The 13,063-nt window shown below is 69.0% G+C and carries 10 protein-coding genes; 9 read left to right on the forward strand and 1 reads right to left on the reverse strand.

Going from position 1 to position 13,063, the window contains the following annotated elements:
• The 6 genes from ACFY9N_RS04250 to ACFY9N_RS04275 are packed head-to-tail and all read left to right on the forward strand — an operon-like array spanning position 1 to position 5,464.
• Complete coding sequence (locus ACFY9N_RS04250) at positions 1-987, forward strand: ATP-grasp domain-containing protein (RefSeq protein WP_391477015.1); 987 nt, start codon at positions 1-3, stop codon at positions 985-987.
• Positions 984-1,697, forward strand: coding sequence for a PHP domain-containing protein (locus ACFY9N_RS04255; RefSeq protein ID WP_391477016.1), 714 nt, complete (start codon positions 984-986; stop codon positions 1,695-1,697). Before ACFY9N_RS04250 ends, ACFY9N_RS04255 begins: the two co-directional genes overlap by 4 nt.
• Entirely contained in the window at positions 1,694-3,184 is a 1,491-nt protein-coding gene (locus tag ACFY9N_RS04260; RefSeq protein WP_391477017.1) for a glycosyltransferase, read from the forward strand. The genes ACFY9N_RS04255 and ACFY9N_RS04260 overlap by 4 nt, the downstream gene beginning before the upstream one ends.
• Positions 3,181-3,324, forward strand: coding sequence for a hypothetical protein (locus ACFY9N_RS04265; RefSeq protein ID WP_391477018.1), 144 nt, complete (start codon positions 3,181-3,183; stop codon positions 3,322-3,324). The genes ACFY9N_RS04260 and ACFY9N_RS04265 overlap by 4 nt, the downstream gene beginning before the upstream one ends.
• Entirely contained in the window at positions 3,321-3,668 is a 348-nt protein-coding gene (locus ACFY9N_RS04270) for a response regulator transcription factor (RefSeq protein ID WP_391477019.1), read from the forward strand. The genes ACFY9N_RS04265 and ACFY9N_RS04270 overlap by 4 nt, the downstream gene beginning before the upstream one ends.
• The gene (locus tag ACFY9N_RS04275; RefSeq protein ID WP_391477020.1) at positions 3,665-5,464 is read left to right on the forward strand and encodes a sensor histidine kinase; all 1,800 of its coding nucleotides are present in this window, start codon (positions 3,665-3,667) and stop codon (positions 5,462-5,464) included. The genes ACFY9N_RS04270 and ACFY9N_RS04275 overlap by 4 nt, the downstream gene beginning before the upstream one ends.
• Positions 5,465-5,467: 3 nt before the next feature.
• Here the strand turns inward: ACFY9N_RS04275 and ACFY9N_RS04280 are convergent, their stop codons facing one another.
• A complete protein-coding gene (locus ACFY9N_RS04280; RefSeq protein WP_391477021.1) occupies positions 5,468-6,559 on the reverse strand; it encodes an FAD-dependent oxidoreductase in 1,092 nt (363 codons plus the stop codon).
• Positions 6,560-6,633: 74 nt separating this feature from the next.
• On the opposite strand from ACFY9N_RS04280, the gene ACFY9N_RS04285 reads away from it, so the two are divergent.
• The 3 genes from ACFY9N_RS04285 to ACFY9N_RS04295 all read left to right on the forward strand — a co-directional run bounded on the left by ACFY9N_RS04285 (position 6,634) and on the right by ACFY9N_RS04295 (position 13,028).
• Positions 6,634-7,749, forward strand: a complete 1,116-nt coding sequence (locus ACFY9N_RS04285; RefSeq protein WP_391478449.1) for a GuaB3 family IMP dehydrogenase-related protein — start codon at positions 6,634-6,636, stop codon at positions 7,747-7,749.
• Between the two features lie 59 nt (positions 7,750-7,808).
• Positions 7,809-8,561: an SURF1 family protein gene (locus ACFY9N_RS04290; RefSeq protein WP_391478450.1), complete on the forward strand. Its 753-nt coding sequence runs from the start codon at positions 7,809-7,811 to the stop codon at positions 8,559-8,561.
• 198 nt (positions 8,562-8,759) lie between these two features.
• The gene (locus ACFY9N_RS04295) at positions 8,760-13,028 is read left to right on the forward strand and encodes an ExeM/NucH family extracellular endonuclease (RefSeq protein WP_391477022.1); all 4,269 of its coding nucleotides are present in this window, start codon (positions 8,760-8,762) and stop codon (positions 13,026-13,028) included.
• The last annotated feature ends 35 nt before the right edge of the window (positions 13,029-13,063 follow it).

Below are 13,063 nucleotides of genomic sequence, written 5' to 3' on the forward strand. Positions count from 1 at the left end.
ATGGCCCGCGTCCTCGTGACCGGAGCCGGCGGTCCCGCCGGCGTCGCCGTCATCCGCTCCCTTCTGCGCCGCCCCGAACTCACGGTCCTCGCGGCCGACATGGACGGCTGGGCGGCGGGCCTGTACCTCGTGCCCGCCGAGCAGCGGCGCCTCGTGCCGCCGGGCAAGGCCGATGACTTCGTGCCCGCGCTCGCCCGGATGGTCGTCGACGACCGTCTCGATCTCGTGATCTCGACCGTCGACGTCGAACTCGTCACGCTCGCCCGACGGCGTGAGGAACTCGCTCCCGCCGTGCTCGCCGCGCCGTCCGCGGACACCCTCGACACCGCACTCGACAAGCTTCTCCTCGCCGAGCGGTGCGCGCCCACCGGACGCGCACCCCGCACCGTGCTGGCCGGAGCCGACGCGCTCGCGATCGACTGGGAGTTCCCGGTCTTCGCCAAGCCCCGCCAGGGTGCGGGGAGCCGGGGCATCCGCCTGGTTCCCGATCGCGCAGCGCTCGAAGCCCTTCCGACCGACGAAGGACTGATCGTGCAGGACTACCTGCCCGGTGAGGAGTACTCGGTCGACGTCATCGCCGATGCCACCGGGAGGGTCGTCGCCGCCGTGCCACGCACCCGTGCCCGTGTCGATTCCGGTGTCGCGATCGCCGGTCGCACGGTCCACGACCCCGACCTCGAGGAGACCGCCGCCGAGATCGCCCGGGCCATCGGGCTCGTGGGCGTCGCGAACGTGCAACTCCGGCGCGACCGCACCGGCGCCGCCGCGCTCCTCGAGGTGAACCCGCGGTTCCCGGGAGCGCTGCCGCTCACGATCGCCGCCGGCGTCGACATCCCCTCGCTCGTCGTCGACCTCTTCCTCGGTGCCGAACTGCCCGAGCGACTGCCGTTCCGCGAACTTGCCTCGGTGCGCTTCCTCGAGGACATCGTCGTCGAGATCGACGACGTGCTCGTCTCGGCGCACGCCGGTCACCAGGAGGGCGAATGAGCGTCGACATCCTCCGCGGAGATCACCATGTCCACTCCACGTTCTCGGACGACGCCGTCTCGACGCCCGAGCAGAACGTCGAAGCCGCCGTCGTCGCGGGCCTCGAGACCCTCCGCATCGTCGATCACGTGCGCCGGGACACCACGTGGGTGCCCGAATACGTCTCCGCGATCGCGGGCCTCCGCGTGCCCGACGGACTGACCGTGCTCACGGGTGTCGAGGCCAAGATCCTCGACACCGCGGGAACTCTCGACATCCCCGAGCTGCCGTTGGGGATCGATCGCATCCTCATCGCCGACCACCAGTTCCCCGGCGCCCGGGGCCCGCTCAGCCCGACCGCCGTGCGCGAGCGCATCGCCCACGGCTGGGCGGCGTCCGACGTTCTCGACGACTTCATCACGGGCGTCATCGCCGCGATGGAGCGCCACCCGGGCAACCAGCTCGCCCACTGCTTCTCGCTGCTGCCGAAGATCGGTCTCGCCGAGAGCGATCTGGGCGAGGAAAGACTCACGTCGTGGGCGCAGGCCGCGGCGCTCACGGGCACGCTCGTCGAGGTCAATGAGAAATGGGGGTGCCCGGAACCCGCATCGCTGGCCGCACTCCGTGCTGCGGGTGCCGAGCTGGTGGCATCGACCGACAGTCATGATGCTCGCGACGTGGGTCGGTACGCGCGCGTGCGCGACCTGCTCGGAACGGAGGCGCCCGCATGATCGATCAACTGGAATGGTGGCAGACGACGATCGTCATCGTCCTCATCCTCTGCATCCTCGTCGGCACGCTGCCCGTGATCAACACCGGGCTGCAGTTCCTGTCGCTGCCGATGCATGCGTTCCGCAACCACTACGGCAAGGCGGCCCCGTACCATCCCCACGTGGCGGTGATCATCCCCGCCTGGAACGAGGGGCTCGTGATCGGGCCGGCGATCGAACGACTGCTGCAGCTGCAGTATCCCGAGGATCGGCTGCGGATCTTCGTGGTGGACGATGCGTCCACCGACGACACCCCCGACATCGTGCGCGCGAAGGCTGAACAGTATCCGGGACGCGTGGAGCACCTGCGGCGCGAGGTCGGCGGACAGGGCAAGGCGCACACGCTGAACCACGGACTCGACATCGCTCTCGCCGACCCGTGGACCGAGGCGGTGCTGATCATGGACGCCGACGTCATCTTCGCCCGCGATGCCCTGCGCAAGCTCACCCGGCACCTCGCCGACGAGAAGGTCGGCGCCGTGACCGCGTACATCGCCGAGGGAAGCCGCGACCGCAACTACCTCACCCGATTCATCGGGGTCGAGTACATCATCGGTCAGCTCTCCGCACGACGCACGCAGAACGTGCTCGGGGCGATCGCCTGCCTCGCCGGCGGGGCGCAGTTGCACTCGCGGGCGAACCTCGAAGCCATCGGGGGACGGATCCCCACCGGGACGCTCGCCGAAGACACCATGACGACCTTCGAGGGGCAGCTGAAGGGGAGACGGGCGGTCTTCGAGCCGTACGCGGTCGTGCTGGCCGAAGAGCCGCGTACGATCGATGCGCTCTGGAAGCAGCGCCTGCGGTGGGCGCGCGGCAACGTGCAGCTGACGTCCATCTACAAGCACCTCTGGTTCCGGCCGAGCCCCGACCACCAGCTGGGCAGCTTCTCGTTCGGGCTCGCGTGGTTCACGATCCTGCTGCTGCCGGCCTTCATGCTGGTCGCGGCGACGGCACTCGTGATCCTCCTGATCTTCCACAGCGACATCGCGGAGTTCGTCTTCCGGTTCATGTGGATCGCCGCAGCGTGCATCTATCTGTTCTCGATGCTCTACTCCGTGCAGCTCGACGGGCGGATCGGTCGGCACTCGTGGCGCGAGGCCATCATGTTCCCCGGTCTCGGCGCGCTCATCCTCATGGCGATCGCCTTGTTCCCGTGGGCGTTCGAAGATGCAGTGCTCGCCCTGGGCGGGTCGTTGAACGACGACACGCTCTTCGTCTGGGCGCTCATCTTCTACCTCTGGGGTCCGATCTCGATGCTGGGCGTCTGGCTCGCCCGGACCGTCGAGAAGCTCCCCGGCGGGCGATTCTTCGCCGGCCTCCTGCTCTACATCTGCGGATACGGCTCGCTGCTGTGCGCCATCACCGTGGATTCGTACATCAAGGAGTGGCGTCGCGCCGACGCCTCCTGGATCAAGACCGAGAAGGTCGGACGGGTCGACTCATGACCGAGATGCCCACCCCCCAGGCCGAGGCCGAGGAGATCGAGAAGGACGCGCGCTCTGAGAAGCGGCTCGTCTGGCAGGCCGCCGCAGCCATCGCCGTCGTCGTGGTCATGGTGGTCGTCCGCGAGATGTTCCTCCGATGAGCGCACGCCCGCTGGCGCTCGTGGTCGAGGACGACCTCGACCAGATGTCGCTGATGCGTCGTCACCTCGACCGGGAAGGCTTCGACGTGTTCTCGGCGGGCGACGCCGAGTCGGCGATCTCCGCCTTCCCGCACATCGATCCGTCTCTCGCGGTGCTCGATCTCATGCTTCCCGGCATCTCCGGAACCGAGTGCGCGCGTCTGGTCCGAGAGACGTTCCCGCGGTGCTTCCTCGTGATCAGTTCCGTGCTCGATGCGGCCTCGTATCCGACGGCGGATGCCGCACTCCCGAAACCCGTGCGCGGAGCAGCCCTGCGCAGCGCCGTCGCCGGGGTCAGCCGGTGAACCGCCACGCCTCGCTCGGCACGGCTGCCGCACCGGCGCCCGTCCAGCGCGGCTGGCAGCGGTACTTCGATGATCCGACGCCGCTGATGAAGCAGGGACCCACGGCGATCGCCGTCGGTCTCGCCGGTCTGCTCGTGGTATTCGTCCCCGGGATCCAGGCCATCAATCCTCCCGCGACGATCGTCGGAGTCGTCCTGGTCGGGCTGGTGACCGTTCTCGCGGCTCTTCTCGCGGCGAGGGGGATTCACGACGGCTGGGTGGTATTGATCATCCCCGCCGTGGACATCGTGGCCATCGGCGCCCTGCGAGTAGGCACCGGGGGCACAGCATCCCTCTTCTCATCGTTCGTGCTGCTACCGGTCATCTGGCTCGCCGCGTCACCGGGGCTGCGACCCGTCTTCGCGATCGGCGCGCTCACGTCGATCGCGTTCCTGATGCCGATCGCGCTCGACCCGCAAGCGGGGGAACTGGCCTGGCTCCGAGGAGTCATCAGCCCTCTCGTCTTCGCCGTCGTGGGCGCGATCGTGAACGAACTCTCGCGACTTCAGCGCCTGCGCACCGCGCAGGCCGAGGCTCTCGTCGACGAGCGGACGGAGGCGCTCTCCGCGAACCTCTCGATGGTGCAGCAGCTCCAGGCGAGCGAGAAGCAGTACCGCTTCCTCCTGGATTCGTTCAGCAGCCTGTGGAACTCGATCACCGCTCAGGCCGTGATCGCCACCGACCCCCGCGGCATGGTGATCGCCTGGAATCCGGGTGCGGAGCGACTCATCGGGCTCTCGGTCGACGAGGCGCTCGACGATGTGCGGGTCAATCGCTTCTTCGATCCGGCGGCACTCGGCCAGTTCGCCGATCCGTCCACACCTCGATCGCCCGAGGACCCGACGGGGATGCGCGCCCTTCTCGACGAGGTCGATGCCGGGCGGACCGTCGAGGCCGATGTCGACATGACCACGGCCGGGGGATCGGTCGTGCCGGTGCGCCTCACACTGTCGCTGTATCAGGGCGCCGCCGGCGAGCAGCGCGGGTACCTGCTCGTCATCACGGACGAGACGAAGGCCGTCGAGGTCGCGCGTCTCAAGGACGAGTTCGTCGGCATGATCTCGCACGAGCTGCGCACACCGCTGAGTGCGATCATCGGCTTCCTCGACCTGCTCCAGAACGATCCGGAGAACCCGTTGACCGACGAGCAGCAGGATTTCGTCGCGGTGATCGAACGCAACGCGAAACGTCTCCTGAATCTCGTGGGCGACCTGCTCTTCACCGCGCAGGCGGAGTCGGGCAGATTTCCCCTCGAGAAGGAGGACGCCGATCTCGGCGCACTCGTGCGCGCGGCCGTGGAATCCTCCGGGCCGAACGCGCAGAAGAACGGCGTCGAGCTCATCATGGACGTCCCCTCGGATCCGATCCATCTGATCGTCGACGCCGGACGCATCGGTCAAGCCGTCGACAATCTCCTGTCGAACGCGATCAAGTTCACCCCGAGCGGTGGACGCGTCACGACGCGGCTCGAGAAGCTCGACGGCGAAGTGCGCATCTGCATCGAGGACACGGGACTCGGAATCCCCGAGGAGGAGCAGGGGATGCTGTTCACCCGGTTCTTCCGCGCCTCGACGGCGACCCGCAACGCCGTGCCGGGGGTGGGACTCGGCCTGACCATCACACGAGCGATCGTTCTCGCCCACGGCGGGACCATGAGCATGCACAGCGAGGTCGGAAAGGGCACCGAGTTCTGGTTCACCCTCCCGATGGCGCCGCGCACGGAGGTGCTCCGGCTTTCGGGCCTCTCGCAGGGGTGATCCTCACACCGGCGGCAGCCGGAACGGTGCGGCGGCCCGCGAGGAGTCGTCGAGCGCGAGGTCCGCGAGCGTCGCCCCGATGCCGGTCGCGAACTTGAAGCCGTGGCCGGAGAATCCCGCGCCCACGACGATCCGCCCGCGTCGATCGAGCACGAACGCGCCGTCGTCGGTCGACGTGTAGGTGCAGCTGATCGGCACGGCGCTCGCCGCGTCGAGTCCCGGCATCCACTCGCGCACGTAGGTCGCGAGCGCGTCGAGATGCGTCGGGCGGTGCGGGCGGGCGTCGGGGTCGACCTCGTCGCCCACGCGGTGGAAGCCGACCTTCACGCCCTCGCCGGGGGTGGGCATGCCGTACACGGTCGCGGGATACTCCGCCGGATCGACGTAGTGGTTGAACGAGGGCCAGACGGCGTCGTCGACCGGCGCGAAATGCGCGGGGGTCTCCTCCGTGACCGTGAGGCGGGGGAGTGCGAGTCCTCCCAGGAGGCTCCGGCTCCAGGCGCCTACGGTGACGACGACCGTTCCGGCATGCACGTGCGATCCGTCGCCCAGGGTGAGGTCGACGCCGTCGCCCCGGTCGTCGATCGCCGCGACCGGTGTGCTCCAGCGCACCTCGCCACCTGCGGCGAGGATGCGACGCTCGAACTCGATCAGCGCATCGGATGCCCGGACGACGCCGGCGTCGGACGACCACAGCGCATCGCCGTCGAATCGCATGCCGGACCAGCGCCGACGCGACTCGTCGGGGGAGAGGACTTCGGACGGGATGCCGCGCGCGCTCAGACGCTCGTGGATTCGCCGGATGTCGACATCGCCGTGCGTGACGAGGCCGTGCAGCCGCAGCAGCGGCGCACCCCCGACGTCGCCGAGCGCAACCCAGCCCTCCCGCGCGCGTACGAGCAGATCGAGGTAGTGCTCCTCGTCGTAGGCGTTGTTGAAGTTGCGCGTGGCTCCGTGCGACGCGCCCTCGTGGTGGCCGCGGGCGAACCGCTCCAGCACGACGGGGCGCTTCCCGCGCCGTGCGAGCTCCCACGCGGTGGCGAGTCCCATGACCCCACCGCCCACGACGACGACCGCTGCGGCATCCGTTCCCATGCATCCTCCCGTTCTCGCTCTCAGTCTCCCAGCCATCGACCGGGTCCGCGCCCAGGTAGTCTGGAGTGGTGACCATGGAGATCGAGCTCGGCCGAGGAAAGCGCGCGCGTCGCGCGTACACGTTCGATGACATCGCGGTGGTGCCCTCGCGGCGCACGCGGAACCCGGAGGACGTGTCGACCGCATGGACGATCGACGCCTTCGGCTTCGGCATCCCCGTGCTGGGGGCGCCGATGGATTCGGTCGTCAGCCCGCAGACGGCGATCATGCTCGGGCAGCTCGGCGGCCTCGGTGTGCTCGACCTGGAGGGCCTGTGGACCCGGTACGAGAACCCGGAACCGCTGCTCGCGGAGATCGCCGGCCTCAGCGACTCCCAGGCCACTGTGCGCATGCAGCAGCTGTACTCCGAGCCGATCAAGCCCGCGCTCATCACGCAGCGCCTCGCCGAGATCCGTGAAGCAGGCGTGACCGTCGCCGGCTCGCTCACTCCGCAGCGCACGCAGGAGTTCTACGACACCGTCGCCGCGGCCGGGGTCGACCTCTTCGTGATCCGCGGCACCACGGTGTCGGCCGAGCACGTGTCGAGCGACGTCGAGCCCCTCAACCTCAAGAAGTTCATCTACGACCTCGACGTGCCCGTGATCGTGGGCGGCGCGGCCACCTACACGGCCGCGCTGCACCTCATGCGCACGGGCGCGGCCGGTGTGCTCGTCGGCTTCGGCGGGGGAGCGGCGTCGACAACGCGCGCGACCCTCGGCATCCACGCGCCGATGGCGACCGCCGTCTCCGACGTCGCCGCCGCGCGTCGCGACTACCTCGACGAGTCCGGCGGACGCTACGTGCACGTCATCGCCGATGGCGGCGTGGGCACGTCGGGCGACATCGTGAAGGCGCTGGCGATGGGAGCGGATGCCGTCATGCTCGGCGTCGCGCTGGCCCGCGCGACCGACGCGCCCGGCCAGGGATACCACTGGGGCCCCGAGGCCCACCACCCGAAGCTGCCGCGCGGGCGTCGCGTGCAGGTCGGCGGCATCGGCACGCTCGAGGAGATCCTCTACGGCCCCGCTCCGGTGGCCGACGGAACCGCGAACCTCATCGGCGCACTGCGCAAGTCCATGGCGACCACCGGGTACTCCGATCTCAAGGAATTCCAGCGGGTCGAGGTCGTCCTCGCTCCGTACGAAGCCTGATCCACCGCTGCGCCACCGTGTCATCCGCTCCGCTGTTCCCGCCGACCCTCCGTGAGGTGATGCTGCGCGGACGCTGGATCGGCATGCTGCTGTTCTGCCTGCTGGTGGCCGGCGTGTTCGCGTGGCTCGGCCAGTGGCAGCTCGAACGGGCGATCGAGACCGACCCGCCCGAGCCCGGCGCGACCGAGCAGGTGCAGCAGCTCGACGACGTCCTCTCCCCGGGGGAGTATCTGCCGGAGCCGCTCGTCGGTCAGCGGGTCGAGACATCGGGAACCTGGGTGCCCGGCGACTTCCTCGTGGTCTCGCAGCGGTTCAACGACGGCGTCGAGGGCTACTGGGTGACCGGTCAGCTGCGCGTCGCCGAGCGCACGTCGATCGCGGTCGCGATCGGCTGGGCACCCGACCGGGAGAGCGCGGACGCGGCGATCGACGAACTGAACGCCGATGACGACGGCGCCGTCGAGATCGCCGGTCGCATCATCTCCGACGAGGGACCGGTTCCGCCGCCGCACGACCAGCCGGACCGCATGAGCCGGATGTCACCCGCCGCGCTGCTCAGCTTCTGGCACGACACCGACCAGCTCGACGTGTATCGGCCGTATCTCGCCGCGATCGAGGCATCCGCTGGCCTCGTCGACATCGATTCCCCCGCCCCGAACGAGATGTCGCCGGTCAACTGGCTGAACGTCTTCTACGCCGTCGAGTGGGCGATCTTCGCGGGCTTCGCCTTCTACCTCTGGTACCGCCTGGCGAAGGATGCCTGGGAGCGCGAGGTCGAGGAGTTCGAGGACGCCGCAGCGGCATCCGCCTGACCGAGGCGCCCCGCGGACGAGGTCTCACTCTGTCGGTGAGCACTCGGTGACCAAACGGCGAACACCATTGAGGATGTCGGACCCTCTCCGTATGGTCGAAGACATGCGCGCGTCCGGACACACGCTTCGGGCGCCGCACGACAGGCCCCACAAGGGCCCGACGTCACCGAAATCCACAATGTCGAGGAGACCGTTCGCATGTCAGCCCCCCACGACGACGCCCGCTCGGGAGTCGATTCGTCAGAATTCCGGAAGCGGGGGCGCACCGGCGCTCTCGCTCTGACCACCGCCGTCGCGTTGACCTTAGGGTCGCTCGCCGCGGCCCCCGCCTTCGCCGAGGAACCGGTCGATGCCCCCGCATCGTCGAGCATCGAGACCGAGGCCCCGGCGACCCCCGCGCCGGACGACACCGAGGCCCCGGTGCCCGAGACCCCGGCCACCGAGGTTCCGGCCACCGAGGCGCCGGCCGATGAGTCCGATGCCGCTCCCTCCGAGGAGCCCGCGCCGGACGACGCTCCGGCGGCTCCCGTGGAGGATGCCGCGGCCGCGAGCGCTCCGGCCACCCACACGATCGCCGAGGTGCAGGGCACCGGCGACGTCTCTCCTGTGAACGGTCAGACGGTCACGGTCGAGGGCGTCGTCACCGCCGATTACCGCACCGGCGGCTACAAGGGAATCGTGATCCAGACGCAGGGCTCCGGCGGCGCCGAGGACGCGACGCCCGGTGCCTCCGATGGGGTGTTCGTCTATCTGAACAACCTCGCTCCCACGCTCGAGATCGGCGACCTCGTCTCGGTCACCGGCCGGGTGAGCGAGTACTTCGGTCAGACCCAGGTCTCGCCCACGGCGCTCGCGGGCGTCGAGGTCGTCACGGCCGACGCCGGGCTGCCCGAAGTCACCCCCCTGCCCGACACCGTCGTGGGCGCCGACCGCGAGCAGTACGAGAACATGCTCGTGGCTCCGACCGGCACCTACCGTCTCGCGTCGAGTCACCAGCTCTACAACTTCGGCACGCTGTGGCTGAACGCCGGCGAGGACCTCAACGTCAAGAGCACCGAGACGACGCGTCCCGGTGACGATGCAGCGGCGATCGCTGCCGCCAACCGTGCGAACCGCCTCCTGCTCGACGATGCCTGGTCGCTGCAGGTGAACAACAACAACCATCCGGGGCAGCAGCCTTACTTCACGACCGACCAGGTCGTGCGCACCGGCGACGTCGTCGACTTCAGCGACGCCGGCTACATCCTGCAGTGGGGCTTCGACGACTGGCGGCTCCAGCCGACGGTGCCGATCGACGACTCCTCGCCCGCCGAGCTCAAGGTCGGGTTCGAGCAGACGAACCCGCGCACCGAGACCGCTCCGGACGTCGGCGGCGACGTGCAGGTCGCGTCGTTCAACGTCTTCAACTACTTCACGACGCTGAAGAGCGAGAACCTCGACGCCCGCGGTGCGGCCGATGCGGCTCAGTTCGCGATCCAGAAGTCCAAGATCGTCGCGGCGATCAACGGGCTCGACGCCGACATCGTCTCGCTCATGGAGATCGAGAACTCGGTGAAGCTCGGCAAGCCGATCGACACCGCGCTCGCCGATCTGGTCGACGGGCTCAACGAGGCGGCGGGCAGCGAGGTGTGGGCGTTCGTGCCGACGCCCGACGCGCTGAACGACGCCGAGACGACCGACTACATCACCAACGCGATCATCTACAAGAAGGATGCCGTATCGCCGGTCGGTGACAGTGCGACCGTGACCGACGAGTCGGTGTGGGGCAACGCCCGTGAGCCGATCGCGCAGGCGTTCGACATCGATGGGCGCGTCGTGACGGTCGTCGCGAACCACCTCAAGTCGAAGTCGCCGCCCACCGGCGCGGGCGCCGAGCCCGCCGACGGCCAGGGATTCTTCAACGCCGACCGCGTGGCGCAGGCCGAGGCCATCCTCGACTTCGCCGGTGACCTCGAGGAATCGACCGGGAGCAGCGACCTGCTGCTGATCGGCGACTTCAACGCCTACGGCAAGGAAGACCCGATCGACGTGTTCACGTCGGCGGGCTGGAGCGATCTCGTCGCCGACAAGACCGACGGGCAGTACACCTACACGTTCGACGGCGAGCTCGGCTCGCTCGACCACGTGATCGCGTCGCCGTCGCTGACCTCGTCGATCACCGGAGCGGGCGTCTGGGGCATCAACTCCCCCGAGTGGAGCGACCGCGGCTACGCGTTCGGCGCCACCGAGGCGGGCACGCCCTACCGCTCGAGCGACCACGACCCGATCATCGTCGGCGTCTCCTCGGAGATCCCGCCGGTGAGCATCGATGTCGTCACGGTCAACGACTTCCACGGACGCATCGAGGCCGACGGTGCCGCCGCCGGTGCTGCGGTGCTCGCGGGAGCCGTGCAGCAGTTCCGCTCCGAGAATCCGAACACGATCTTCGCGGGAGCGGGAGACCTGATCGGCGCCTCGACCTTCACCTCGTTCATCAACGACGACAACCCCACGATCGACGCGCTCAATGCCGCCGGTCTCGACGTGAGCTCGGCGGGGAACCACGAGTTCGATCAGGGCTGGGAGGATCTGCGCGATCGCGTGCAGGAGCGCGCGGATTGGGAGTACATCGCGTCGAACGTGTTCGTGACCGAGACCGGTGAGCCCGCGCTGGCGCCCGCCTGGGTCAAGGAACTCGACGGGGTCAAGGTCGGCTTCATCGGAGCCGTCACAGAGGATCTCGATTCGCTGGTGTCCCCGGAGGGGATCGCCGACCTCGAGGTGCGCAGCATCGCCGACTCCGTGAACGCGGTGGCCGACGACCTGCGCGACGGCGACGCGTCCAACGGCGAGGCCGACGTCATCATCCTGCTCGTGCACGAGGGCGCCGAGAGCACGGACATCGCGGCGGTCACGCCCGACTCCCCGCTCGGCGAGATCGTGTACGGCGTGGACGACGACGTCGATGCGATCGTCTCGGCCCACACTCACCTCGCGTACAACCACGTCATCGACGGCCGACCGGTCGTCTCGGCGGGGCAGTACGGCGAGAACCTGGGGCTGATGAACATCCAGGTCGACCCGACCACCAAGGAGCTGCTCTCGATCACCAACGAGATCAAGCCCCTCACCGCCAACGGGCAGCCGCTCTACCCGGCCGTTCCCGAGGTCGCCGAGATCGTCGCGAAGGCGAAGGCCGAGGCCGACGTGCTCGGCGCGGTCGAGGTCGGACAGATCACGGCGGACTTCAACCGGGCGCGTCAGGCGAACGGTTCGGAGAACCGCGGTGGCGAGTCGACGATCGGCAACTTCGTCGCCGACGTGCAGAAGTGGTCGACGGATGCCGATATCGCCCTGATGAACCCCGGCGGACTGCGCGCGAACCTCGCATACGCGTCGAGCGGGGCATCCGATCCCGACGGCAACGTCACCTACCGGGAGGCGGCGAACGTGCAACCGTTCGCCAACACGCTCGTGACGCTCACCCTGACGGGGGAGCAGCTCAAGGGTGTGCTCGAGGAGCAGTGGCAGCCCGCGGGAGCGGCGCGTCCGTTCCTGAAGCTCGGTGTGTCGGAGGGGCTCGTCTACACGCACGACCCCACGGCGGCGCAGGGTGCGCGGATCACGTCGATCACGCTCGACGGAGTCCCGATCGACCCGACGGCCGAGTACACGGTCGCGGCGAACTCGTTCCTCGCGGCGGGCGGCGACAACTTCGTCACCTTCCGGGAGGGTACGGGCAAGCGCGACACCGGCAAGATCGACCTGCAGTCGATGGTCGACTGGTTCGACGCGAACGGTACGGCGACGCCCGATCAGGCTCAGCGTGCCGTGGGTGTGACGGTGAGTCCGGCGGACGCCGACGGCTACAGCGCCGGCGACCAGGTGACCGTCGCGCTGTCGTCGCTCGCGTTCAGCGCGGGCGAGCCGGCCCCGGGCGAGGTGACGCTCTCTCTGGGTGACACCCAGCTCGCATCGGGCGCGGTCGACCCGGCGATCGTCGACACGACCGATGAGGCGGGGCGCGCGACGCTCACCTTCACGGTTCCCGAAGGAGTCACGGGTGAGCAGGAGCTCACCGTGTCGGTCCCGTCGACGGGCACGACGGTGCAGGTGCCGTTCACGATCACCGGTGAGGCCGAGTTCGCGGGCACCATCGACCTCGGCTCCTCGAAGGTGACAGCAGGCAAGAAGCTGCAGATCACCGGTGAGGGATACGAGCCGGGCGAGACCGTGATCGTGCAGCTGCGATCGAAGAAGGGCGCGCCGATCGAAGTCGGCACGATCCAGGTCTCCGGCGACGGCTCCTTCGACACGGCCGTGACCGTTCCGAAGAACACCAAGGCCGGCGATTACACCGTCGCCGTCTCGCAGGCGGACGGAGACGAAGCCACGGCATCCGTCACCGTCAAGAAGGCGAGCACGATCGGGGGGATCATCGGCGGCATCATCGACTGGATCCTCGATCTGATCGGTGGATGGTGGTGACCCCACCTCGCTGAACGTGCGGAGGCCGCCGGGAG

Origin of the sequence: Microbacterium sp. NPDC008134 (genome assembly GCF_042957055.1) — a bacterium.
GTDB lineage: Bacteria > Actinomycetota > Actinomycetes > Actinomycetales > Microbacteriaceae > Microbacterium.

What these genes read in the sequence shown, in the direction of transcription:
- ACFY9N_RS04250 (WP_391477015.1), top strand. Translation starts at nt 1, where the DNA reads ATGGCCCGCGTCCTCGTGACCGGAGCCGGCGGTCCCGCCGGCGTCGCC.
- ACFY9N_RS04255 (WP_391477016.1), top strand. Translation starts at nt 984, where the DNA reads ATGAGCGTCGACATCCTCCGCGGAGATCACCATGTCCACTCCACGTTC.
- ACFY9N_RS04260 (WP_391477017.1), top strand. Translation starts at nt 1,694, where the DNA reads ATGATCGATCAACTGGAATGGTGGCAGACGACGATCGTCATCGTCCTC.
- ACFY9N_RS04265 (WP_391477018.1), top strand. Translation starts at nt 3,181, where the DNA reads ATGACCGAGATGCCCACCCCCCAGGCCGAGGCCGAGGAGATCGAGAAG.
- ACFY9N_RS04270 (WP_391477019.1), top strand. Translation starts at nt 3,321, where the DNA reads ATGAGCGCACGCCCGCTGGCGCTCGTGGTCGAGGACGACCTCGACCAG.
- ACFY9N_RS04280 (WP_391477021.1), bottom strand. Translation starts at nt 6,559, where the DNA reads ATGGGAACGGATGCCGCAGCGGTCGTCGTCGTGGGCGGTGGGGTCATG.
- ACFY9N_RS04285 (WP_391478449.1), top strand. Translation starts at nt 6,634, where the DNA reads ATGGAGATCGAGCTCGGCCGAGGAAAGCGCGCGCGTCGCGCGTACACG.
- ACFY9N_RS04290 (WP_391478450.1), top strand. Translation starts at nt 7,809, where the DNA reads ATGCTGCGCGGACGCTGGATCGGCATGCTGCTGTTCTGCCTGCTGGTG.
- ACFY9N_RS04295 (WP_391477022.1), top strand. Translation starts at nt 8,760, where the DNA reads ATGTCAGCCCCCCACGACGACGCCCGCTCGGGAGTCGATTCGTCAGAA.